Source organism: Achromobacter aegrifaciens (assembly GCF_902859735.1).
Lineage (GTDB): Bacteria > Pseudomonadota > Gammaproteobacteria > Burkholderiales > Burkholderiaceae_B > Achromobacter > Achromobacter aegrifaciens.
In genome coordinates, this window is record NZ_CADIJY010000002.1 from 696,480 (window position 1) to 718,656 (window position 22,177).

Annotated in this window: 20 protein-coding genes; 8 read left to right on the top strand and 12 right to left on the bottom strand. The window is 65.3% G+C overall.

What is annotated here, in order from left to right; translation table 11 throughout:
• Positions 1 to 91 precede the first annotated feature (91 nt).
• The 3 genes from gmk to HV766_RS09160 are packed head-to-tail and all read left to right on the top strand — an operon-like array spanning position 92 to position 3,291.
• Complete coding sequence (gene gmk / locus HV766_RS09150) at positions 92 to 724, top strand: guanylate kinase (protein WP_082400970.1); 633 nt, start codon at positions 92 to 94, stop codon at positions 722 to 724.
• Positions 725 to 768: 44 nt separating this feature from the next.
• Positions 769 to 972 carry a DNA-directed RNA polymerase subunit omega gene (gene rpoZ, locus HV766_RS09155; RefSeq protein ID WP_006219679.1) on the top strand — a complete coding sequence of 68 codons (204 nt, stop codon included), beginning with the start codon at positions 769 to 771 and terminating at the stop codon, positions 970 to 972.
• 21 nt (positions 973 to 993) lie between these two features.
• The gene (locus HV766_RS09160; RefSeq protein WP_054454071.1) at positions 994 to 3,291 is read left to right on the top strand and encodes a RelA/SpoT family protein; all 2,298 of its coding nucleotides are present in this window, start codon (positions 994 to 996) and stop codon (positions 3,289 to 3,291) included.
• Positions 3,292 to 3,338: 47 nt separating this feature from the next.
• Here HV766_RS09160 and glnQ read toward each other — a convergent pair whose 3' ends face one another.
• The 3 genes from glnQ to glnH form a co-directional block, all read right to left on the bottom strand.
• On the bottom strand, positions 3,339 to 4,067 hold the full coding sequence (gene glnQ / locus HV766_RS09165) for a glutamine ABC transporter ATP-binding protein GlnQ (RefSeq protein ID WP_054454067.1): 729 nt from the start codon (positions 4,065 to 4,067) through the stop codon (positions 3,339 to 3,341).
• Positions 4,064 to 4,720, bottom strand: coding sequence for a glutamine ABC transporter permease GlnP (glnP, locus tag HV766_RS09170; protein ID WP_054454065.1), 657 nt, complete (start codon positions 4,718 to 4,720; stop codon positions 4,064 to 4,066). The genes glnQ and glnP overlap by 4 nt, the downstream gene beginning before the upstream one ends.
• 143 nt (positions 4,721 to 4,863) lie before the next feature.
• Positions 4,864 to 5,616 (bottom strand): glutamine ABC transporter substrate-binding protein GlnH, encoded by a 753-nt coding sequence (glnH, locus tag HV766_RS09175; protein ID WP_054454063.1) that lies wholly within the window; start codon positions 5,614 to 5,616, stop codon positions 4,864 to 4,866.
• Positions 5,617 to 5,783: 167 nt separating this feature from the next.
• On the opposite strand from glnH, the gene HV766_RS09180 reads away from it, so the two are divergent.
• Positions 5,784 to 6,818, top strand: coding sequence for a C45 family autoproteolytic acyltransferase/hydrolase (locus HV766_RS09180; RefSeq protein WP_175181009.1), 1,035 nt, complete (start codon positions 5,784 to 5,786; stop codon positions 6,816 to 6,818).
• A gap of 73 nt (positions 6,819 to 6,891) precedes the next feature.
• Here HV766_RS09180 and HV766_RS09185 read toward each other — a convergent pair whose 3' ends face one another.
• From HV766_RS09185 to nudC, 3 genes are all read right to left on the bottom strand, one after another.
• The gene (locus HV766_RS09185; protein ID WP_175181010.1) at positions 6,892 to 10,515 is read right to left on the bottom strand and encodes a hydantoinase B/oxoprolinase family protein; all 3,624 of its coding nucleotides are present in this window, start codon (positions 10,513 to 10,515) and stop codon (positions 6,892 to 6,894) included.
• A gap of 60 nt (positions 10,516 to 10,575) precedes the next feature.
• Positions 10,576 to 11,085 (bottom strand): winged helix DNA-binding protein, encoded by a 510-nt coding sequence (locus tag HV766_RS09190; protein WP_175181011.1) that lies wholly within the window; start codon positions 11,083 to 11,085, stop codon positions 10,576 to 10,578.
• A 139-nt stretch (positions 11,086 to 11,224) separates the two neighbouring features.
• Positions 11,225 to 11,995: an NAD(+) diphosphatase gene (gene nudC, locus HV766_RS09195; protein ID WP_119451595.1), complete on the bottom strand. Its 771-nt coding sequence runs from the start codon at positions 11,993 to 11,995 to the stop codon at positions 11,225 to 11,227.
• Positions 11,996 to 12,266: 271 nt separating this feature from the next.
• On the opposite strand from nudC, the gene HV766_RS09200 reads away from it, so the two are divergent.
• From HV766_RS09200 to HV766_RS09215, 4 genes are all read left to right on the top strand, one after another.
• Complete coding sequence (locus HV766_RS09200) at positions 12,267 to 13,241, top strand: TRAP transporter substrate-binding protein (RefSeq protein WP_054454053.1); 975 nt, start codon at positions 12,267 to 12,269, stop codon at positions 13,239 to 13,241.
• Positions 13,242 to 13,248: 7 nt separating this feature from the next.
• Positions 13,249 to 13,749, top strand: a complete 501-nt coding sequence (locus tag HV766_RS09205) for a TRAP transporter small permease (RefSeq protein WP_042793698.1) — start codon at positions 13,249 to 13,251, stop codon at positions 13,747 to 13,749.
• Positions 13,742 to 15,043, top strand: coding sequence for a TRAP transporter large permease (locus HV766_RS09210; protein ID WP_175181012.1), 1,302 nt, complete (start codon positions 13,742 to 13,744; stop codon positions 15,041 to 15,043). The genes HV766_RS09205 and HV766_RS09210 overlap by 8 nt, the downstream gene beginning before the upstream one ends.
• Positions 15,044 to 15,377: 334 nt before the next feature.
• Positions 15,378 to 16,448 carry a porin gene (locus HV766_RS09215; RefSeq protein ID WP_175181013.1) on the top strand — a complete coding sequence of 357 codons (1,071 nt, stop codon included), beginning with the start codon at positions 15,378 to 15,380 and terminating at the stop codon, positions 16,446 to 16,448.
• Positions 16,449 to 16,505: 57 nt separating this feature from the next.
• Here HV766_RS09215 and HV766_RS09220 read toward each other — a convergent pair whose 3' ends face one another.
• The 6 genes from HV766_RS09220 to HV766_RS09245 all read right to left on the bottom strand — a co-directional run bounded on the left by HV766_RS09220 (position 16,506) and on the right by HV766_RS09245 (position 22,094).
• Entirely contained in the window at positions 16,506 to 17,213 is a 708-nt protein-coding gene (locus HV766_RS09220; protein WP_175181081.1) for an ABC transporter ATP-binding protein, read from the bottom strand.
• A gap of 4 nt (positions 17,214 to 17,217) precedes the next feature.
• Positions 17,218 to 17,940 (bottom strand): ABC transporter ATP-binding protein, encoded by a 723-nt coding sequence (locus HV766_RS09225; protein WP_054454046.1) that lies wholly within the window; start codon positions 17,938 to 17,940, stop codon positions 17,218 to 17,220.
• On the bottom strand, positions 17,921 to 18,910 hold the full coding sequence (locus tag HV766_RS09230; protein ID WP_175181014.1) for a branched-chain amino acid ABC transporter permease: 990 nt from the start codon (positions 18,908 to 18,910) through the stop codon (positions 17,921 to 17,923). Before HV766_RS09230 ends, HV766_RS09225 begins: the two co-directional genes overlap by 20 nt.
• Before the next feature lies 1 nt (position 18,911).
• A complete protein-coding gene (locus HV766_RS09235) occupies positions 18,912 to 19,763 on the bottom strand; it encodes a branched-chain amino acid ABC transporter permease (RefSeq protein WP_119451601.1) in 852 nt (283 codons plus the stop codon).
• Positions 19,764 to 19,811: 48 nt separating this feature from the next.
• A complete protein-coding gene (locus HV766_RS09240; protein WP_054454039.1) occupies positions 19,812 to 21,059 on the bottom strand; it encodes an ABC transporter substrate-binding protein in 1,248 nt (415 codons plus the stop codon).
• Positions 21,060 to 21,287: 228 nt separating this feature from the next.
• Entirely contained in the window at positions 21,288 to 22,094 is an 807-nt protein-coding gene (locus tag HV766_RS09245; protein WP_175181015.1) for a putative hydro-lyase, read from the bottom strand.
• Positions 22,095 to 22,177: the final 83 nt, after the last annotated feature.

Below are 22,177 nucleotides of genomic sequence, written 5' to 3' on the forward strand. Positions count from 1 at the left end.
GCAGATCACGCGGCCGGCTTGCGGGTTCCCCACTGCCCGGCCGCGTGATTTGTTATTCTTCGTGTCTTAGCATCACACGCCTGCCACATTCATGTCCGCCAATCCCGGAAACGTCTTCATGGTCGTCGCGCCCAGCGGCGCCGGCAAGTCCAGCCTGGTCAAGGCCTTGCTCCAGCAAGACCCCTCCATCCTGCTCTCCATTTCCTGCACCACCCGCGCGCCCCGCCCCGGCGAGGAAGACGGCCGCGAATACCGCTTCGTATCCACGGACGAATTCAAGCTCCTGCGCGAGGGCAACAACCTGCTGGAATGGGCGGAAGTGCATGGCAACTTTTACGGCACGCCGCGAGACCGCATCGACGAAGCCACGCGCGCCGGCCGCGACGTGCTGCTAGAGATCGACTGGCAAGGCGCGCGCCAGGTGAAGCAGCGCTTCCCCGGCGCGATCGGCGTATTCGTGCTGCCGCCGTCCATCGATGAACTCGAAAGCCGGCTCAAGGCGCGCGGCCAGGACGCGCCCCAGGTGATCGCGCGCCGCCTGATGGCCGCGGGCGGCGAAATCGCCCACGCGCCTGAATGCGAATATGTTATTATTAATCAAGAATTTAGCGTGGCCTTGTCGGAATTGACTCAAATAGTCAGCGCCGCACGGCTGCGCTTTTCGTCTCAGGCCGCCCGCCACAGCCAGTTGTTCTCGCAGCTGGGCATCCCGGCCGAGCACTGAGCCGAACGCATTCTCCCTATCCTCCATCAGCACCAGGTGTCCTAATGGCTCGCATTACCGTCGAAGACTGTCTGAATCAAATCCCCAATCGTTTCAAGCTCACGCTGGCCGCGACCTACCGCGCCCGCGAGTTGGCGCAAGGCCATGCCCCGCGCCTGGACAGCAAAGACAAGCCCACGGTCACTGCCCTGCGCGAAATCGCGGGCGGCCTCACCGGCGTGGAAATGCTGCGTAAAGTACCCACCTGATAATCTCCGGGGGCGGCAAGCATGGCTTTTCCCGGGCTGAAGTACGCTTCATCAGGTCTGCTTGCCGCACTGCGTGCCGGCTCCCGTCTCGGGCGCCGCACCGGCAAGAAAGACAAGACTCCCCCCACGCCACCGTCCGTCGCCGCGCAAGAAGCGGCGGACGCGACCGCCTCGCCGGTCGCTTCGCTGGCGCCGCTGACCGAAATCATCGGCAGCTATCTCGACAAGAAAGACGTAGAGCGCGTGCGCGAAGCCTATCGCTTCGCGGACCAGGCGCATCTGGGCCAGTTCCGCGCCAGCGGTTCGCCCTACATCTCTCACCCCATCGCCGTCACCGAAATCTGCGCAGGCTGGAAGCTCGACGTCAACGCGTTGTCCGCCGCCCTGCTGCACGACGTGATGGAAGACCAGGGCATCGCCAAGCATGAGCTGGCCGAGAAATTCGGCCCTGAAGTCGCAGAACTGGTCGACGGCCTGTCCAAGCTGGATCGCCTGGACTTCGCCACCAAGGCCGAACAACAGGCCGAGAGCTTCCGCAAGATGCTGCTGGCGATGGCGCGCGACGTGCGCGTCATCCTCATCAAGCTGGCCGACCGCCTGCACAATATGCGCACGCTGGACGCGGTCAATCCGGAAAAGCGCCGCCGCATCGCGCGCGAAACACTGGACATCTACGCGCCTATCGCGCATCGCCTGGGCCTGAACCTGCTGTTCCGCGAACTGCAGGACCTGTGCTTTGCGGCCATGTACCCGAACCGCTATCAGGTGCTGTACAAGGCCGTGCTGGCCGCGCGCGGCAACCGCCGCGAGGTCATCACCAAGATCGCCGATTCGGTGCGGGCTTCGCTGCCCGCCGCCGGCATCGAAGCCGAGGTCACCGGCCGCGAGAAGACGCTCTACGGCATCTACCGCAAGATGGTCGACCAGAAGAAGTCGTTCTCCGACGTCCTGGACATCTACGGTTTCCGCGTCATCGTGCACACCCTGCCCGAGTGCTACCTGGCGCTGGGCACGCTGCATCAGCTCTACCGGCCCGTGCCCGGCAAGTTCAAGGACTACATCGCCATCCCCAAGGTGAACGGCTACCAGTCCCTGCACACGACCCTCGTCGGCCCCTACGGCACACCGGTAGAGTTCCAGTTCCGCACCCGCGACATGCATCACGTTGCGGAAGAAGGCGTGGCCTCGCACTGGCTCTACAAGGGCGCGGACCTGACCCTCAACGACCTGCAGAAGCGCACCCACCAGTGGCTGCAATCGCTGCTGGACATCCAGAGCCAGACCGGCGATTCCGGCGAATTCCTGGAGCACGTCAAGGTCGATCTATTCCCCGACGCGGTCTACGTGTTCACGCCGCGCGGCAAGATCATTTCGCTGCCCCGCGGCGCCACACCGGTGGACTTCGCCTACGCGATCCACACCGACATCGGCAACCAGGCGGTGGCCGCCAAGGTCAACGGCGAGTTCGTGCCGTTGCGCACCGAACTCAACAGCGGCGACACGGTGGAAATCGTCACCTCCCCCGCCTCCCGTCCGAACGCGCAATGGCTGAACTACGTGCGCACCGGCCGCGCGCGCTCTGAAATCCGCCACTACCTGCGCACCGTCAAGTACGAAGAATCGGTGGCCTTTGGCGAACGCCTGCTGGGCCAGGCGCTGCAAGAGCTGCACATGCCCCTGCCCGCCACCGACGACCCGGCGTGGCAGAAGCTGGCGCGCAGCACCGGCGCCAGCTCGCGCGAGGAAATCCTGGCCGACATCGGCCTGGGCAAGCGCCTGGCCGCCGTGGTGGCGCGCCGCTTCGCGCCCGAACACCAGTTGGTCGCAACCACGGCCGCTGCCGTGGACGAACTGACCTCGGCGCGCAGCGCCCCCATCCTGATCCAGGGCAATGAGGGCCAGGCGGTGCAATTGGCGCCTTGCTGCGGCCCGCTGCCGGGCGACCCCATCATCGCCGGCATGCGCATGGGACACGGACTGGTGGTGCACACCGCCGATTGCCCGGTGGCCATGCGCCAGCGCCTGCGCGAACCAGAACGCTGGATCAACGTCGCCTGGGACCCCAACAACACCGCCAAGCACCTGGCCACGCGCCTGGACATCGTCACGCGCAACGAACGCGGTGTGCTGGGCCGGCTGGCGGCGGAAGTCACGGCGGCCGACGCCAACATCGTGCACGTCACCATGCACGACGACGCGGTCGCCACGGTGTCGCTGCATCTGACGATCCAGGTCGACAGCCGCAAGCACCTGGCGCAGGTGATCCGCGCCATCCGGCACGTGCCGCAAGTGCAGAAGATCGTGCGCGTGAAGGGTTGAGCAGTTCTTCAGTGCAGGGCTGAATCGCCAGCCCTGCACTGCTCTGCTCAGGTCACGTGCTGCAGAAAATCCTTGAGCCGCTGACTGGGCGGATTGCTCAGCAATTCGCCAGGCGGCCCGTCATGCGCGATCTTGCCCGCGTCGATGAAGATCAGGCGGCTGCCCACCTTGCGCGCGAACTCCATCTCATGCGTGACCACGACCATGGTCATGCCCTCCTCGGCCAGGTCGCGCATGACTTTGAGCACCTCGTGGCGCAGCTCCGGATCCAGCGCCGACGTGGGCTCGTCGAACAGCATCAGCTTGGGCTTGATGGCCAGCGCCCGCGCAATCGCCACGCGCTGCTGCTGGCCGCCTGAAAGCTCGGACGGATAGTGGTCCATGCGCTCGGCCAGGCCGACCTTGGCCAGCAGGCTTTCGGCCAGCTCACGCGCCTCGGCGCGGCTTTGCCCACGGGTATGGATCGGGCCGAACATGACGTTTTCCAGCGCCGTCATCTGCGGGAACAGATTGAACTGCTGAAACACCATGCCCGCCTCGCGCCGGATTTCGCGCACTTGCGCGGCCCCGCCGTTCACGCTCAGTCCATCGACCAGCAAATCGCCATCGTTGATGGTTTCAAGCACGTTGATGCAACGCAGGAAGGTGGACTTGCCCGAACCCGAGGGCCCAACCACCACCACGACCTCGCCCGCGTCGATGTTCAGCGAGATCCCGTTGAGCACCACGGACTCGCCGAAAGTCTTGGTGACGTTGTGGAATTCAACCATGCTCATAGTATGCGCATCCTTCTTTCAATCAGATGCAGGCCCAACGCCATCAGGCCGGTCAGGATCAGGTAGACGATCGCCACCGCCGACCAGATCTCGACGGCGCGAAAGTTGCTGGCCATGATTTCCTGGCCCTGCCGGGTCAGTTCGGCCACGCCGATCACGATGAAGAGCGAAGAATCCTTCAGGCTGATGATGCACTGGTTGCCCAGCGGCGGAATCATGCGGCGGAACGCCACCGGCCCGATGATGTGGAAGAGGATCTTGTGGAACGGCAGCCCCATGGCTTGGCCGGCTTCCTTCAGGCCCTTGTGCACGGACAACAGCGCGCCGCGCACGATCTCGGAAATGTAGGCCCCGGAATTGATGATGAGCGTGACGATGGCCGCCCACTCCGCGTCCACCCGGATGTTCGCCAGCAGGGGCAAGGCGAAATAGATGAACATCACCTGCACCACGATCGGCGTGCCGCGGATGACCGCGACGTAGACCTGCGCGATGGCCGACAGGATGGGATGTCCGTAAGCCCTTGTCACGCCGGACAGCGCGCCCAGCAAAAAACCGCCGAACAAGCCCCAGAACGTGATCTTGATGGTCATCAGCGTACCCTCGAGCAGATTGGGTAGCGCGTCCCTGATTACAGTCCAGTCAAACTCCACGATATTCCCCCTATGGCGCGGCGCCGCGCCGTAGCGCGGCGGGAGCGGCGCGGGACCATACGCCCGACTGCGGCGTAGCTGCCGGCATCAGCCGGCGCAGGCCGATGCCGGGCGGTCCCGGAATGCAATGCGGACCCGGATGCTCAGGGCTTCTTGCCGAACCACTTGGTATAGATGGCGTCGTACTGGCCGTTGGCCTTCAGCGTGGCCAGCGCCTTGTTCACCTGCGGCACCAGATCGCTGCCCTTGGGGAAGGCGATGCCGTAGAAGTCGCCGCTCTTGACCGAGCCGACCACCTTCACGCGGCCCTTGCCGGCGGTGTTGGCGTAGTACTGGACATTGGGCGTGTCGTGCACCGCGGCGTCGACGCGGCCGGTAGCCAGTTCCAGATAGGCGTTGTCGATGTTCGGGAACAGCTTGAGCTTCGCATCCGGCACCTGCGCCTTCAGGAAGTCCACGGTGGCGGTGCCGGTCTTGACCGCGACGGTCTTGCCGGCCAGGGACTTGGCGTCCTTGATGTCCGTGTTCTTTTCGCCGACCAGGATCGCCAGGCCGCTTTCGTAGTAGGGATCGGAGAAGTCGATGACCTTCTTGCGGTCGTCGCGGATCGTGATGCCGGCCAGCGCCGCGTCGATGTTCTTGGTTTGCAGGCCCGGGATGATGCCCGCGAAGTCCATGGGCTGCAGCTTGTACTTGAGGTTGAGTTCCTTGGCGATGGCCGCCCACAGATCCACGTCGAAGCCCACGTAGGTATTACCCTGCTTGAACTCGAACGGCACGAAAGCGGTATCGGTGGCCACCACCAATTCCTTGCCTTGGGCATGCGCGCCTGAGACGGCACCGAACATGGCCACGGACAGGCCGACCAGTGCGGCGGCGACTTTGCGTTTGATCATGAAACTCTCCTCTTGGGGACCAGTCGGCACCCCGGGGTTGTTGTAGGGGCATGATTCCTGGGCTGCGCCGGGGTCTCCGGCACGGCTTACCGCCGATCTTAACGCATACGTCCCCACCCGGCAGCGGCCGGAAAATTTACAATCCGCATGACACCCGGAGGATTCCCATGGCCTACAAACATGTACGCATTGCCGGAAACCGGCGTCAGACGGGCCTCGCGCTGGGCAAGCTGGCGCGGCCCCTGATGGCGACCTACCTGGACCAAAGCCGCACCTGGGACGCGCTGCGGCCATGGCGCGGCCACGCCTTCCTCGACGAGCTGGCGCAACAGGCGCAAGCTGCGCTGCCAGCAATCTGGGAAGAACTGGAAGGCATGGCCGAGGGCCTGCACATGCCGATCGAGGACGTGCTGCTGTGGAACTGCCGCGGCGACCTGCTGCACAGCACCACCGACGGCTGCACGTCCGTCGCGCTGAAAGCGGCCGACGGCACGCGCTGGATCGCACACAACGAGGACGGCGATCCCTATCTGCGCGGGCGCTGCCATCTGGTCGACGTGGCGCTGGAAGACGCGCCCGGCTACCTCAGCTTCTACTATCCGGGCTCGCTGCCCGGCCATACCTTCGGCGCCAACCGCGCCGGACTGGTGCAGACCATCAACAACCTGCGCATCCGGCAGCGGCATCCCGGCGTGCCGCGCATGCTGATGGCGCGCGCGGTGCTGGATTGCACGACGCTGGACGAGGCGCTCGGCCTGTTGCGGCACCTACCGCACTCCGGCGGCTTTCACCACACCCTGGGCGCGGCCGGCGACGCCCGCCTGCTCAGCGCGGAAGTGGCGCCGGGCGAGGTTTCCATCCTGGAGATCGGCACGCGCTACGGCCATGCCAATCACATGGTGCATGCCGACATGGGCGGCATCGCGCAGATCGTCACCGACTCGTCGCGGGCGCGACAGAACCGCATCGAGGGCATCGTGGACGGCTGGTCCAGCGCGACCGCCAGCGCGGATCTGCTCGCCGCGCTGCACGACACCGAAGGCGAACTGCCTATCCTGCGGACCTCGCCGGATGATCCCGATGACGAGAACACGCTGGCGACGGCGGTCTTTGAAATTGGGGAAAGCGAAGTGACCTTGCGGGTGTATGACCGGAAGGCGAGAGCGGAGATCGTGCTGGATGTGATGTCAGATACGGAGTGAGATTGCCGCCTGACCCATCAACACAACGGCCGCGTCATCACTGACGCGGCCGTTGTCTTTCGGTGCAGACGGATTACACCGCCCCGTACCCGCCGCCTCCCGGGGTTTCGACGACGAAGATATCGCCCGGACGCAGCTGTGCGCTGTCTTGCGGACCCAGTTCCTGGACCGAACCGTCGGCGCGTTCGACCGAGTTGCGTCCCATGGCGCCGGGTTGCCCTCCCGCCAGGCCGAACGGCGCATACAGGCGGTTGTTCGACAGGATGGCGGCCGTCATGTCCTCCAGGAAACGGATGCGGCGCACACCGCCGTCACCGCCCGGGTAGCGGCCGGCGCCGCCCGAGCCCTTGCGGATTTCGTAGGATTCCAGACGCACCGGGAAACGGAACTCCAGCACTTCGGGGTCCGTCAGCCGCGAGTTGGTCATGTGCGCCTGCACCAGCGAGGTCCCGGCGAAACCTTCATCGCGAGGACCCGCCGCGTCGATGCGCACAGGGCCCGCGCCCGTGCCGCCCGAGATGGTCTCGTAGTACTGATGACGCGCGTTGCCGAACGTGAAGTTGTTCATCGTGCCCTGGCTTGCGGCCAGCACGCCCAGCGCGCCATACAACGCGTTGACGATGCACATGGACGTTTCCACGTTGCCCGCCACCACCGAGGCCGGCGGATTCGGACGCAGCATCGAGCCTTCCGGCAGGATGATGGACAGCGGCACGAGGCAGCCGTCGTTCAGCGGAATATCGTCATTGACCAAGGTGCGGAACACGTACAGCACCGCCGCAACGGCGATGGCGCCCGGAGCGTTGAAGTTGTTGTCCAGCTGGTTGGACGTGCCGGTGAAGTCCACCACGGCGCTGCGCGCCTCGGTGTCCACCTTAACGGCCACGCGGATCACCGCGCCGTTGTCCAGCGGGTACTCGTAGCTGCCGTCCTTCAGCACCGAGATCACGCGGCGCACCGCTTCCTCGGCGTTGTCCTGCACGTGCCCCATGTAGGCCCGGACCACGTCCAGGCCGAAGTGGTCGCACATGCGCAGCAGCTCCTGCACGCCCTTTTCATTGGCGGCGATCTGCGCGTGCATGTCGGCGATGTTCTGGTCCGGATTGCGGGCCGGCCAGCGGCCCGAGCCCAGGATGCCGCGCGCCGCGGCTTCGCGGAACTCGCCGTTCTTCACAAGCTGGAAGTTGGTGAAGAGCACGCCCTCGTCTTCCACCGTCTTGGAATCCGGCGGCATCGAACCCGGCGTGGTACCGCCAATGTCGGCATGGTGGCCGCGCGAACCAACGTAGAACAGGATCTCCCGCCCATCGCGGTCGAACACCGGGGTGATGACCGTGACGTCGGGCAAGTGCGTGCCGCCGTGGTACGGATCGTTCACCACGTAGGCGTCGCCAGGCTGCATGTTGCCGGCGTTGGCGTTCATGACCGTGCGCACGGACTCGCCCATGGACCCCAGATGCACCGGCATGTGCGGAGCATTGGCGATCAGGCGCGCCTGCGCATCGAAGATCGCGCAAGAGAAGTCCAGGCGTTCCTTGATGTTGACCGAGTACGCCGTGTTCTGCAGGCGGTAACCCATCTGCTCTGCGATCGACATGAAGAGGTTGTTGAAGACCTCCAGCATGACCGGATCGGCCTGCGTGCCGATGGCGCGGCGCTCCGGACGCGCTTCCACGCGGCGGATCACGAAGTGGTCCTGCGCCGTGAGTTCCGCCTGCCAGCCGGCCTCGACCACCGTGGTCTGGTTGGGTTCGGAAATGATGGCGGGTCCCGCCACCACGTCGCCGCCCGCCATGTCCTCGCGCACGTACAAGGGCGTGTCGCGCCAGGCGCCGCCGCTGTACATGCTGACGACGCGGCTGGGAGCCAGCGCGCCGTCGCGCACGCGCGCCGCGGACGCGTCGCCGACGCGCTCGCCGCCGCCCGTGGCTTCGACCGAGATGGTTTCCACCACCAGTTCGCGGTTGGGCATCAGGAAGGAATAGCGCAGGCGGTAGGCCGCTTCGAATTCCTTGCGCGCCTGTTCCAGGTCCGTGTACGCCACTTCCAGCGAGGTATCGGTGCCGCGGTACTTCAGATGCAGGCGGCGCTGCACGCTGATGTCGCTTTCCGCCACGTGCTGGCGGCGCAGTTCGCCGACCGCCTGGCCGGCCAGCTCGTCGAATTCGCCCTTCAATGCCAGCATCAGTTCGGCATCGAGAACCTTCTCGACCGTCTTCTGGCGCATGTCGGTCTGGTCGGCCAGGCCCATGCCGTAGGCCGACAGCACGCCGCCCAGCGGGTGCGCGAACACCGTGGTCATGCCCAGCGCGTCGGCGACCAGGCAGGCATGCTGGCCGCCCGCGCCGCCGAACACCGTCAGCGCGTACTCGGTCACGTCGTGGCCGCGCTGGACCGAGATGCGCTTGATGGCCTCGGCCATGTTGCCCACGGCGATTTCCAGGAAGCCTTCGGCCAGCTGTTCGGGACTCATTTCGCGGCCAGTGGCGGCGCGCACTTCGTCGGACATGGCCGTAAAGCGCGCCACGACCGCATCGCGGTCCAGAGGTTCATTGGCCTCGGGGCCGAAGACCTTGGGGAAAAAGTCGGGCTGGATCTTGCCCAGGAGGACGTTGCAGTCCGTCACCGCCAGCGGGCCGCCGCGGCGGTAGCAGGCGGGACCCGGGTTGGCGCCGGCTGAATCCGGACCCACGCGCAGACGCGCGCCGTCGAAATGCAGGATCGAGCCGCCGCCCGCCGCCACGGTGTGGATGCTCATCATGGGCGCGCGCATGCGCACGCCGGCCACCTGGGTCTCGAATTCACGTTCGAATTCGCCGGCGTAATGCGACACGTCGGTGGAAGTGCCGCCCATGTCGAAGCCGATGACCTTGGGAAAGCCCGCGATCTCGCTGGTGCGCACCATGCCGACGATGCCGCCGGCGGGACCCGACAGAATGGCGTCCTTGCCGCGGAAGCGATGCGCGTCCGTCAGGCCGCCGCTCGATTGCATGAACATGAGGCGGATGCCCGGCAGTTCGCCGGCCACCTGGTCCACATAGCGCTTCAGGATGGGCGACAGATACGCGTCCACCACCGTGGTGTCGCCGCGCGACACGAACTTGATCAGCGGGCTGACCTCGTGCGAGGCCGACACCTGCGGGAAGCCCACTTCACGCGCGATGCGGGCCGCGATGCGTTCGTGCTCGGGCGCATGCCAGGCGTGCATGAAGACGATGGCCACGGCGCGGATGCCGCTGTCGTAGGCGGCCTGCATGGCTGTGCGCAGCGCTTCCTGATCCAGTTCGCGGATCACCTCGCCGTCGGCGGCCACGCGCTCATCCGCTTCCACCACGGACTCGTAGAGCATCTCGGGCAGGACGACATTTCGGTCGAACAGGCGCGGACGGTTCTGGTAGGCAATGCGCAGACCGTCGCGGAACCCCTTCGTCGTGACCAGCAAGGTGCGCTCGCCCTTGCGTTCCAGCAAGGCGTTGGTGGCCACCGTGGTGCCCATCTTCACGCACTCGACCTGGTCGGCGGGCACGGGCTGGCCGGGCGCGATACCCAGCAACTTGCGGATGCCGGCCACGGCTGCGTCGCGGTACTGCTCGGGGTTTTCCGAGAGCATCTTGGCCGTGGTGGTCGTGCCGTCGGGGCGACGCGCCACGATGTCGGTAAAGGTACCCCCACGGTCAATCCAGAATTGCCACTTCATAGCTGTCCTTGCAAACAAAGGGTCGCCGCGGCGCCTGCGGCCGCGCACGGGTAAACGGAATCAGAGAGAGGTCGCCGCGCGGGCCGCCTGGTCGTACAGGCCGGACAACGCGCGCAGCGTATGCGCCAGCTGGCGGCTGAAGTCCAGCCCGCCCCCGCCCGGCGCGTCCAGGCCGGCGGTCAGGCATTGCTCGCGGACCTCGGCATAGCGCTTGAGTATGGCCGCGCCTTCCGGGGTCACGCTGTAGAACACTTCCTTGCTGCTGCGCTCGCCCTTGACCACGCCCAGGCGGTCGAGTTTCTTCAGCGCGTAGCTGACGATGTGCGTGTCCTCGACATTCAGCGTGAAGCAGATGTCGGCCAGTTTCTTGGGGCGCTCGCGGTGATAGACATGATGAAAGACCATCACGTCGGTGGGCGTCAGGTCGGGCAGCCCGGCCGCCGCCATGCAGCGCACGGTCCAGCGGTCGAAGGCGTGGCTGGCGATCATCAGACCGAATTCCACTTCGGAAAGGTCGGGCGCGCTGCCGCCGGCCAAATGGGCCGACGATGCAATCAAAGTGGGGGGCATGGAAGACGCAAGCCGAGTTTATCTGAACGAAATACTAATAATTTATCTATATTTCATCAATAAAAAATACGAACAAGACGCCGGAAATCCCCTCTTTCAAGGGAATACCCCTACAGGACTACAGCCGAAACAGGCCGTCTTAAGGCGCCGACCAGCCCATGGGCAGGTTCGCTCGGATCAACCACCCCGCGATGGAAATCCGCGGCGCGATATCGGGCATGGGGTCGCCGGGACCGAACCAGCGCGCATCGGCGATCTCGTCTTCCTGCACGCGTATGTCGCCGGACACGTAGTCCGCTGTGAACGCGACCATGAGCGAATGCGGGAACGGCCAGGACTGGCTGCCGAAATACTGCAGGTTGCCGACCTTCAGGCCGACTTCCTCGTGGACCTCGCGGTGGATGGTCTGCTCGATGCTTTCGCCGGGTTCGACGAAGCCGGCCAGCGCGGTATAGCGCGAGGTCGCGGTGGTGGTATGGCGTGCCAGCAGGATGCTGTCGCCCTTGCGGATCAGCACCATCATGGCGGGCGAAATGCGCGGATAGGCCGAAAAACCGCAGGACGGGCAACGCAGACAGAATTCGGTGGGCACCCGCTCCGCCGGCGTACCGCAGACGCCGCAGAACCGGTGCGTGCGCGCCCATTCGGCGATCTGGTAGGCGCGTCCGGCCAGCGCCATGCGCTCGTCATCCAGCACGCCAAAGAGCGAACGCAGCTTCCTGAACGCATAGCCTTGCGGCGGCTCCACGCCCGGATCCACGTGCACGGTGCGGTACGGCGAACCGGGCAGCGTCCAGATCGGCTGCAGGGCCGTGGCCGCCACGCCTATCCGTACACACAATGCAGTGTCCGGCAGGACGGCCGAAGTCTCTTCCACCAACAACTCATCACGACGAAAAACGAAGTTCACACATGCCTCGGCATCACGCTTTCGATAGCGCAATGTTAGAAGAAAAACGGCTGCCGCAATGCGTTTGCGCAAAGATTGAACCCTCAATGATCGGCAGTGCGCACGCCTGTTAGGAATAACCCGTAAAGACGCGATTTCGCGCGCCCCGCCGCCGCATAGCAACATAGAATGGCACGGCTTTTCAGCTGCGCGTCATCGCCGCGGCGCTCTCTTTTTCGCAATGCCTATCGGGCACAACCCGGCTTCACCATTCGCAAAGAAGGACCCACCCATGCACAAGAAAATCTCCCTGCTCGCCGGCAGCATCGTCCTGGCGTTCAGCGCAGGCGCACAGGCCCAAACCAAATGGGATCTGCCCACGGCCTACCCGGCCAGCAACTTCCACGTCGAGAACCTGACCACCTTCGTCAAGGACGTGGACACGCTGTCCGAGGGCAAGCTGAAGATCACGCTGCACAACAACGCCTCGCTGTACAAGGCGCCCGAGATCAAGCGCGCCGTGCAAGGCAACCAGGCGCAGATCGGCGAGATCCTGCTGACCAACTTTGCGAACGAAGACCCGATCTACGAACTGGACGGCCTGCCCTTCCTGGCCACCGGCTATGACGCGTCGTTCAAGCTCTACCAGGCGCAGAAGCCCTTCCTCGAAAAGAAGCTGAACGCGCACGGCATGACGCTGCTGTACGCGGTGGCCTGGCCGCCCCAGGGCATCTTCGCCAACAAGGACATCAAGCAGATCAGCGACATGAAGGGCCTGAAGTGGCGCGCCTACAGCCCGGTGACGGCCAAGATCGCCGAACTGGTCGGCGCGCAGCCCGTCACGGTGCAGCAGGCTGAATTGGCCCAGGCCATGGCCACCGGCGTGATCGATTCTTACATGTCCTCGGCGTCGACCGGCTACGACACCAAGACCTACGAGTACATCAAGAAGTTCTACGACACCCAGGCCTGGCTGCCGAAGAACGCCATCATCGTCAACAAGAAGGCGTTCGACGCGCTCGACCCCGCGGCCCAAGCCGCCTTGAAGAAGGCTGGCGCGCAAGCCGAGGAACGCGGCTGGAAGCTGTCGCAGGAAAAGAACAAGTGGTATCAGGCGGAACTGGCCAAGAACGGCATGGAAACCATCCAGCCCACGGTTGAGCTGAAGGAAGGCCTGTCCGTGATCGGCAAGCGCATGCTGGACGACTGGCTGAAGAAGGCTGGCGCCGACGGCCAGGCCATGATCGACGCCTACAAGAAGCAGTGATATTTCCATGCGCCGCTTTCTAGATGGTCTTTACGGCGCGGCCGGCCTGCTGGCCGGCCTGTGCACGATCGGCGTCCTGGTGTCGGTGCTGGCCGCGATCATCGCGCGCCAGCTCAGCATGAACATACCCGGCACGGACGCCTATGCCGGGTATTTCATGGCCGCCGCCGGGTTTCTCGCCCTTGCCAGTACGTTCAAGCACGGCGAACACATCCGCGTGACGCTGCTGCTCAATTCGCTCAAGCCCGCCGCAGGCCGCAAGCTGGATATCTTCGCCCTGGCGGTCGGCTGCCTGCTGGCGTCCGCCTTCGCGTTCTTCAGCATCAAGCTGACCTACGACTCCTGGCAGTTCAACGACATCTCCACGTCCAACGACGCCACGCCGCTCTGGATCCCCCAGCTCAGCATGGCCGTGGGCACGGTGCTGTTCCTGGTCGCCCTGATCGACGAGCTGATCCGACGCTCACGCGGCCTGGCCGCCGCCACTTCGCAGCAAACCCATGAATGAACTACTCGTCATAACCCTATTGGTCGTCTCGATCTTCGCGCTGCTGGGCTGCGGGGTCTGGGTCGGCCTGACCCTGGCGGGCACCGCCTGGATCGGCATGGAGATCTTCTCCAGCCGGCCCGCGGGCGATGCCATGGCCGTCACCATCTGGGGCGCGTCGTCCAGCTGGACCCTGACCGCCCTGCCGCTGTTTCTGTGGATGGGCGAAATCCTGTTCCGCACTCGGCTGTCGGAAGACCTGTTCAAGGGCCTCGCCCCCTGGCTCAACCGCCTGCCCGGGCGGCTGCTGCACACCAATGTGATCGGCTGCGCCATCTTCGCGGCGGTCTCGGGCTCGTCCGCGGCGACCTGCGCCACGGTCGGCAAGATGACCATCCCGGAACTGACGCGCCGCGGCTACCCCGAGGACAAGATCCTGGGCACGCTGTCGGGCGCCGGCACGCTGGGCCTGCTGATCCCGCCTTCCATCATCATGATCGTGTACGGCGTGGCGGCGGACGTGTCCATCGCAAAGCTGTTCATCGCGGGCATCGTGCCGGGAATCTTGCTGGCCTTGCTGTTCATGGGCTACATCGCCTGGTGGGCGATCCGCAATCCCGGCCAGGTTCCGGCGGCCGACCCCGGCCTGACGTTGCTGGAGAAGCTGTCGCGCTCGCGCCATCTGATCCCCGTGATGCTCCTGATCGGCGCGGTGCTGGGCTCCATCTATACCGGCATCGCCACCGCCACGGAAGCGGCGGCCGTCGGCGTGGTGGGCGCGCTGATCCTCTCGGCGCTGCAGGGATCGCTGAACCGCTCCACCTTCATGCAGTCGCTGCTGGGCGCCACCCGGCTGTACTGCATGATTGCGCTGATCCTGGCGGGCGCGCAGTTCCTGACGCTGGCCATGGGCTATATCGGCCTGCCGCGCGCGCTGGCCGAATGGATCGGAGGCCTGGGCCTGTCGCAGTTCGGGCTGATCATGGCCTTGATGGTGTTCTTCATCGTCCTGGGCTGCTTCCTGGACGGCATCTCCATCGTCGTGCTGACCATGGGCGTGCTGCTGCCCACGGTGCAGGCCGCCGGCATCGACCTGATCTGGTTCGGCATCTTCATCGTGTTCGTTGTAGAAATGGCACAGATCACGCCGCCGGTCGGGTTCAACCTGTTCGTGCTTTCCGGCATGAGCGGCAGGGAGCTGCCCTACATCGCGCGCGCCTCGCTGCCTATGTTCTTCCTGATGATCCTGGCCGTGCTGCTGCTCTATGCCGTGCCTGGCATAGCGACATGGCTGCCGCTGCACATGACGCTGTAGGACGACGTCACCCTGAAAACCCCGTTTCTGAAACGGGGTTTTTTTTCGCCAGGGCTGGCGCCCTACCCGCTCCCCCTGTTTTGCCGTCCTGTAAACCAGGGAAAACTCCAAAAAACAACAGGTGTTGTTCGTGCCCCAGTTTTTCTAGAATTCCCTGGCGCTGCTACGTTGCAACATTACAGCGTATATGTGCATATGCGGCCATCGCCCGGACCCGCGCTTACCGTAAGCGTCGGTGCGACGGCCCAGCGCCTGACGATCCGCCAGGCGCAAACAGCCGGGCCAAAAGCCCGGCGCCACTAAAAAATAGCGCTACCCAGGAGGAGCCCCCAGCATGAAACGCATTACCCTATCCCTCGCCCTTGCAAGCCTGGGCCTGGCCGCCGGCGCGGCCCAAGCCGAAACCAGCGTCACCCTGTACGGCATCGCCGACGTCAGCATCCGCTACCTGAGCACCAGCGCCGGCAGCGTCGGCCAAGACGGCAGCCGCGTGTCGATGGAGAACGGCGCCATCTCCAACAGCCGTTGGGGCCTGCGCGGCTCCGAAGACCTGGGCGACGGCAACCGCGCCTTCTTCCGCCTGGAAAACGGCTTCAACATGCAGAACGGCCGCGGCTCGGATCCGTCCAAGACGTTCAGCCGCCTGGCCTACATCGGCCTGGACGGCGGCAGCATCGGCGCGCTGACCCTGGGTCTGCAGAACACCCCGATGTTCGACCTGCTGGCTGACTACTTCGACCCGCTGACCGTGGGCAACTACGACCAGAACGCCTGGCTGCCCGCCGCCATGTCGCGCGTGCGCACCAACAACATGACCAAGTACTCCAACACCATCGGAGACCTGGCTTTCGTGCTGTCCTGGGCCAACGGCGACGACTACAACGACCATAAGGCCGGCCAGCAGTACGGCGCCAGCCTGCGCTACACGGTCGGCAAGCTGGGCCTGGGCGCTGCCTATCAGCAGACCTACGACGGCACGGATTCCGATCTGCGCCAGCGCGTCTGGAACCTGAACGCCTCCTACCAGTTCGAAGCCGCCAAGGTCTTCGCCGGCTACTACAACGGCCGCGACGAAACCGGCTGGGTCAACGCCGTCATGGGCGGCGAACAGGCGCCCGGCCTGAATCGCAAGGACAACGGCTACTTCGCCGGCGTCACCTGGCAGGCCACGCCGCGCTGGGCCATCACCGGCGCCGCCTACTACGACCAGAGCAAGAACGTGGTCGAAGATGGCGACAAGGGCAAGCGCTACGCGCTGGTCGCCGTGGCCGAGTACTCGCTGTCCAAGCGCTCGCAGATCTACGGCACCGTCGACTGGAACAAGGTCAACGATGCCGCCAGCGGCGAAATCGCCGGCAAGACCAGCCAGCTCGGCGCCGCAGTGGGCTTCCGCCACATCTTCTGATGGCAGTCCGCGCCGGATGCCATGTGCGTCCGGCGCGGTTTCGTCACGCCCCCATCCTCACATCCCCAGATACGCCTTGCGCACCTCGTCCGAGGCTGCCAGTTCCGCCGCTTCGCCCGACAGCGCCACCCTGCCGCTCTGCATCACGTAGGCGCGCGCCGCGACTTCCAGCGCCTGGGCCATGTTCTGCTCCACCAGCAAGACCGACAGGCCGTCGTCGCGGTTCAAGGCGGCCAACGCGTCGAATACCTGTTCCACCAGCAGGGGCGACAGGCCCAGGCTGGGCTCGTCTATCAGGAGCAGGCGCGGCCCGCTCATCAGCGCGCGGCCGATAGCCAGCATCTGCCGCTCGCCGCCCGACATGGTTCCGGCCAGCTGCGTGCGACGCTCCTTCAGGCGCGGGAACAAGGCATAGACCCGCTCCAGGCGTTCCCCGTACACGCGCTCATCGCGCACCGTATAGGCGCCCAGGCGCAGGTTCTGTTCCACGGGTTGGCGCGCGAAGACGCGGGCGCCTTCGGGGATCATGGAAATGCCCTGGGTCACCAGCCTGTCCGGCGGGGTGCCAGTGATGTCCCGGCCTTCGAAAACTACCCGGCCGCTCTTGGGCTTGACCGACCCGACGATCGCCATCAGGGTGCTGGATTTGCCCGCGCCGTTGGCGCCCAGCAGCGCAGCGATTTCGCCCGGCCTGACCTCCAGCGACAAGCCGCGCACCGCCTGCACGCCGCCGTAGGCCACGCTCAGGTCTTCCACTTTCAGCATCGCATCAGGCACGGTGCTTTCTCCCCAGATAGGCTTCGATCACAGCCGGGTCGCGCACGATTTCCTGCGGCGCGCCCTCGGCGATCATCTGGCCGAAGTTCAGCACCAGCACCCGCTGCGCCAGCCGCATGACCACCTCCAGCACATGCTCCACGATGATGAGCGTGACGCCCGACGCGTGGATGCCTCGCAGGATCTCGGACAGGGCGATGGCCTCGGCCGGATTCAGGCCGCCCGCCACTTCGTCCAGCAGCAGCATGCGCGGCTCGGTGGCCAGCGCCCGGGCCAGCTCGACCCGCTTCTGTCCCGCCACATTGAGTTCGGACGCCCTCACGTCGGCGCGCTCGGCCAGGCCCACCAGTTCCAGCACACGGGCCGATTCGCGGCGCGCGTCCTGCAGGCGCGGATGGCGCAACAGCGCGCCGACCATGGCGTTTTCCAACACCGTCATCTGTCCGAAGCTGCGCGGGATCTGATAAGTGCGCACCAGGCCCATGGCGGCCACCTGTTCGGGCCGCCGGCCTATCATCGACTGGCCGTCGAAGGTCACCGAGCCTGAGGTGGGCTCGTGGTGCCCCACCAGGCCGTTGAACAAGGTGCTCTTGCCCGCCCCGTTCGGGCCGATGATGGCGACGATCTCGCCCGCCTCGACCGACAGCGAGATGTCCTTGTTCGCGACCAGGCCGCCGAATTGCTTGGTCAGGTTCTTAACGTCCAGCAGAGCCACGGCGCCTCCTCAGTGTGACCAGCCCGCCCGGCAGGAACATGGTGACCAACAAAATAGCCAGGCCGAAAACCAGCAGGTCCAGGCCCATGCCCGAACTGCCCCACAGCACGCGCGTGCCCTCGGATAGCGGCAGCAACACGGCCGCGCCCAGCCACGGGCCGATCAGCGTGCCGACCCCGCCCAGGATGGTCACCAGCACGACCTGCACCGACATCGTCAGGTTGAACATGGATTCCGGATCGATGAAGCCCACGTACATGGCGAAGAAGCCGCCCCATACGCCGGTCATGCCCGCCGACATCACGAAAGCCAGCATCTTGTAGCGGTCCGCAGGCACGCCCAGGCTGCGCGAGGCCGCCTCGTCGCCGTTGATGGCGCGCCAATAGAAGCCGGTCTTGGAATGCACCAGGAAGAACGTGGCGCAGAAGGTCAGGAAGGCCAGGCCCACCGCGATCCAGTAGTACGGCACCTTGCTGCGGAACAGCAACATCCAGGCGGCGTCGCCGATGGGCGCCTCCAGGCCGACCGCGCCGCCCGCCCATTCCCAGTTGATCATCAGCAGCAGGCCGATCTGCAGCAGCGCGATGGTGGCCATGGCGAAGTAGTGGCCGGACAGCCGCAGCGTAGGTCCGCCCACCAGCCAGGCCAGTCCGGCGCTGATCACCCCGCCTAGCGGGATGCCCAAGAGCGGCGTGAGCTTCAGATGGTGCAGGAGCAGCAAGGTGGTGTAACCCCCTACTCCCACGAACACGCTATGGCCAAACGAGATCCGCCCCAGGAAGCCGCCCACGAGGTTCCAGCACGCGCCCAGCGCGCCGAACATGATGGCCAGCAGCAGCACCTGCAGGGTGAAGGCGTCCTTTACCGCCAGCGGCACCAGGGCCATCAGGATGGCGGCCACGGCCGCGGCCAGGACCGGCCATTTGGGCACGCCGGCGGACGGGGTATCGATGTTGTCTGTCTTGTTCATCTCACCACCGCCCGAACAGGCCGCGCGGCCGATACCAGAGAACCAGGATGAACAGGATGAAGACGCTCACCGTCTTCAAGGCCGGCGCGACGAAGTAACCCGTCATGGCTTCGATGATCCCGATCAGGATGCCCGCGATGAAGGCGCCCGGCAGCGAGCCGAAGCCGCCCATGCACACGGCCACGAAAGCCAGCAGGCCGAACACGGTGCCCACCGAGGGGAACACATAGAAGAAGGTGGTCAGCAAGGCGCCAGCCAGCCCCACCGCCGCGCTGCCCAGCATCCAGACCTGGGCGTTGACCCGGTCCGGCGAAATGCCCACCAGCGCCGCCACCTGGCGGTCTTCCGCCACGGCCTGCAAGGCATGGCCCCAGCGCGTGCGGTACACCAGGATGAACAACGCCACCACCACCACCAGCGCGATCAGGCCCGTGACCACCTGGGGCCTGCCCAGCGAGATGCCGGCAACCGTGACGCTGCCCGACACCAGCGTGTCCGGCAGGCTGCGGTAGTCGGGGCTGAAGGCGATGAAGGCGATCTGGCGCAGCACCAACCCGAGGCCGAAGGTGGCCAGGATGACCGCCATCGCCGGCCCTTTCTGCAAGCGGCGGATGATGAGCGCGTAGGTCAGGAAGCCGACGAAGGCAAGCACGATGGCCACCAGCGGCGCCGACAGCGTGGGATCGATGTGGCCCAGCGTGTAGAGCCAATAGGCGGCATACATGCCCAGCATCAGGAACTCGCCATGGGCGAAGTTGATGACGTCGGTGATGCCCCATATCAGCGCCAGCCCCACCGCCACCGCGGCATAGATCAGGCCGTTGAACAGGCCTGCCGAGAGAGCTTCGAACATGGAGTGCTCCTCGCGGCAGGCCCCGCGGCCCGCCGCGTCAGACTATGTTTACTTCCAGGTGAACGGCAGCGTGGGCAGGTTCTTGTCCGTACGGTATTTTTCCGGCCATACGGTCTGGTAGGCGGCGCCCTTGAGCTCCAGGATCAGGCCCGAACCCTTGGTGTTCTGGCCCTTGGCGTCGAACTGCACGCCGGCCCAGGGCATCGCGACCTGCGCCTCGCCCAGATCGGTGGCGGCCAGCGCCTTGCGGATCGCCTCGGGGTCCGTCGAGCCGGCCCGGTTGATCGCGTCGGCCAGCACCAGCACCCCTTGCATCGAACGCGCGTTGTTGCCGTTCAGATCCTTGCCCGTCTTGGCCTTGTACATGTCGTTGATCTTCTTCAGCCCGGCCTTGGATGCGGCCACGTCATTGCCCCAGACGTCGCGCGTCAGCACGCCCTGGACCTGCGGCCCCACTTCCTGCACGAAGCGCGAATCGATGAAGCCCGCGTCGTTGGCCAGCAGCACCGGCGGCGCGTACTTGCTTTCGCGCATGGTGCGCACGAACAGCATGGCGTCCGAGGTATAGCTGGCGAAGATCGCCACATCCGGCTTGGCGGCGGCGAGTTTCTGCACTTCCGCCGTCACCGAGGCCGAGCCCGCGCTATAGGCGATGTTGGCGACCAGTTGGCGCTTGTACTGCTTGGCGAACTTTTCGACCGCCTTGTAGGTGTTCACGCCGAAGTCGGTGTTCTCGTACACCACGGCGATCTTGGCGGTCGGCACGGCCTTCACGCCGTCCAGGAACTGCATCATGTTCTCGACGAAGGTATCGTCATTGGGAGAGGTGCGGAAGAACCACTTGTAGCCGCGCTCGGTCAGGTCCGGGCTGCTGGATTCGCCGTTTACATAGGGAATGCCGCGCTGCTCGGCGATGCGGCTGGCGGTCTTGGTCACGGCGGACTGGTAGGCGCCGGTCAGGGCCACGACCTTTTCCTGGTCTATCAGGCGTTGGGCATCAGCCAGGCCCACTTCGGGCTTGCCCTGGGAATCGCCGAACACCACTTCGATCTTGGCGCCTCCCAGCGCCGGCAGCCCGCTGCCCGCGGCCAACGGTATGCCTTCCAGTTCGGGATGCGGATTGTTGATGATTTCGACCGCCAGTTCGACGGCCGCCTTGATTTCAGACCCCGTTGACGCCAAGGCGCCCGATAGCGGATAGATCGCGCCGATGCGCACGGCCTGTTGCGCCTGCGCGGGAACGGCGCACATCAGCGCCAGGCTCGCGGCGACACCCGCGATGAGCTTCATCTTCATAACTGGACTCCTGGATTGGACCGGCTGGGTATGAAAGCAATGCATGGCCGCGTTCGCGGCGGCACGAGACCGTCCGGCAAGCTGGAAGGCCCCAGATTCAAAGCGGTTGTCGCCATTTCCCCTTGTCCTTTAATGGATCGTTTTGGTGGCACAACTGGTATTGCAGCGCGAGTACGACTTCTAACCGCTACCCGCTTACGCGCTGCTGAGAAAGCGGATCGCAGGCGGTCAGAACACCGCCATCCGGCTATTGATGAGGTCCGTGACCAGCATGTGGCCCGGCGCGTGGGTAATGCAGAACTCCGGCCGCACGGCTGCGACCACCGACTGCGGCGTCACGCCGCAGGCCCAGAACACAGGCATCTCGCCTTCGCGTATCTCCACCGGATCACCATAGTCCGGGCGGTTGACGTCGGCAATCCCGATCAACGCGGGGTCGCCGATATGCACCGGCGCGCCGTGGACCGAGGGAAAACGCGAAGTGACCTGGATGGCGCGGATGGCGTCCGCGGCCTTCAGGGGACGCATGGATACGACCAAGGGGCCGCCGAACACGCCCGCGGCATGGGTCGGGATGCTGGTGCGGTACATGGGCACGTTGCAGCCCTGCTCGATGTGGCGCACGGGCAGGCCGTTGTCCAGCATCGCTTCCTCGAAGGAGAACGAGCAGCCGATCAGGAACGACACCAGATCGTCGCGCCACAGGTCGCGCACGTCGGTGGGCTCGGCCACCAGCTCGCCGTTCTGCCAGACGCGATAACGCGGGATGTCGCTGCGGATGTCGATGTCCTGGCCCAGTTCCGGCACAGCGGGATCGCCCGGTTCGGACATGGCGAGCAAGGGACAGGGCTTGGGATTGCGTTGACAGAAATGCAGGAAATCCGCCGCCAGCGCGCGCGGCAGGATCGCCAGGTTGGCCTGTACATGGCCGGGCGCCAGGTTGGCGGTGGGGCCGGTGAGCTTGCCGTTGCGCGCATCCAGGCGCGCCTGGCGGGCCAATTCCACGCTAGTGCGCGCGGCAGGGTTCGTATGCATGTCCATCCCTTCAATGACGATTCAAGTATGGGGACATTGCACAGGAACCGCGCAGCAGCGTCCAATCACAAGTTGCGATAGAC